The following is a 1333-nucleotide window of genomic DNA, read 5'->3' as shown; positions in this document are numbered from 1 at the left end:
CGCTGGCGCGCAGCATGTCCTCGCGTTCGACGACCTTGACGCGTTCGCGGCCTTCGGGCTCGCCGAGGGCGCGTTCGTGGGCGTCGAGGCGGTACCAGCCGGCCCAGGTGGTGAACGGGATGCCCTTGCCGTCGAGGAACGCGGTCACGGCCTCGGGGTCGGGGTTCGCGGCCGGGGTGAAGGTCGCGGCGTCGTCGAGCAGGCAGGCGATGGTTTCGTTGGCGTCGCCCTTGGTGTGGCCGATGAGTCCGACCGGGCCGCGTTTGATCCAGCCGGTGACATAGGTTTGGGGCAGGTAGCGGGCCGCGCCGTCGGCGTCCTCGTCGACGAGCACGCGCCCGGCCTCGTTGGGCACGGTCCCGGCCTGGTCGTCGAAGGGCAGCGCGGGGATGTTCTGCGACAGATACCCCACCGCCCGGTACACCGCCTGGATGTCCCAGTCGGTGTACTCGCCGGTGCCCTTGCAGTTGCCGGTGCCGTCGAGCTGGGTGCGTTCGGTGCGCAACCCCACGACCTTGCCGTCCTCACCGAGGATCTCGGCGGGGGATTCGAAGAAGTGCAGGAACAGTTTGTGCGGGCGGTCACCGACATCGCGGATGGCCCACTGCTCGAGGGTGTTGCAGATCATGTCGACCTGCTTGGAATGCCGGCGTGCGGCCTCGGAGCCCTCGTCGTAGTCGATGTCGGCGGGATCGACGATGACCTCGATGGTCGGGGAGTGGTCGAGCTCGCGCAGTTCCAGGGGGGTGAACTTGGCCTGGGCGGGGCCGCGGCGGCCGAAGACGTGGACCTCGAGGGCCTGGTTGGCCCGCAGGCCCTCGTAGACGTTGGGCGGGATCTCGGTCGGCAGTAGTTCGTCGCCGGTCTTGGCCAGCACGCGGGCGACGTCGAGGGCGACGTTGCCGACCCCGAGCACGGCGACCTTGCGCGCGTGCAGGGGCCAGGTGCGGGGTACGTCGGGGTGGCCGTCGTACCAGGAGACGAAGTCCGCGGCGCCGTAGGAGCCGTCGAGGTCGATGCCGGGGATGTCGAGGGCGCGGTCGGCGTTGGCGCCGGTGGAGAAGATGACCGCGTCGTAGAAGCCGCGGAGGTCTTCGAGGGTGATGTCGATGCCGTAGTCGATATTGCCCAGCAGGCGGACCTGGGGCTTGTCGAGGACCTTGTGCAGGGCGGTGATGATGCCCTTGATGCGGGGGTGGTCGGGGGCGACGCCGTAGCGGATCAGGCCGAAGGGGGCGGGCATGCGCTCGTAGAGATCGATGCTCACCCCGTCGAACCCGGCGGGGGCATCGGATTTCATCAGCGCGTCGGCCGCATAGATACCAGCCGGGCC

At 69.4% G+C, this 1333-nt stretch carries 1 protein-coding gene; it reads right to left on the bottom strand.

Features of this window, described 5'->3' with window-relative positions; all coding sequences use genetic code 11:
- On the bottom strand, positions 1–1333 hold a 1333-nt coding region (locus QMO76_RS35185), incomplete at both ends, for a pyridine nucleotide-disulfide oxidoreductase (protein ID WP_306365699.1).

It is taken from the genome of Nocardia sp. CC227C (assembly GCF_030767025.1).
In the GTDB taxonomy this organism is placed as follows: Bacteria; Actinomycetota; Actinomycetes; order Mycobacteriales; family Mycobacteriaceae; genus Nocardia.
Note: the sequence above shows the minus strand (reverse complement) of the source record. Positions and strands in the feature narration are given on the sequence as shown.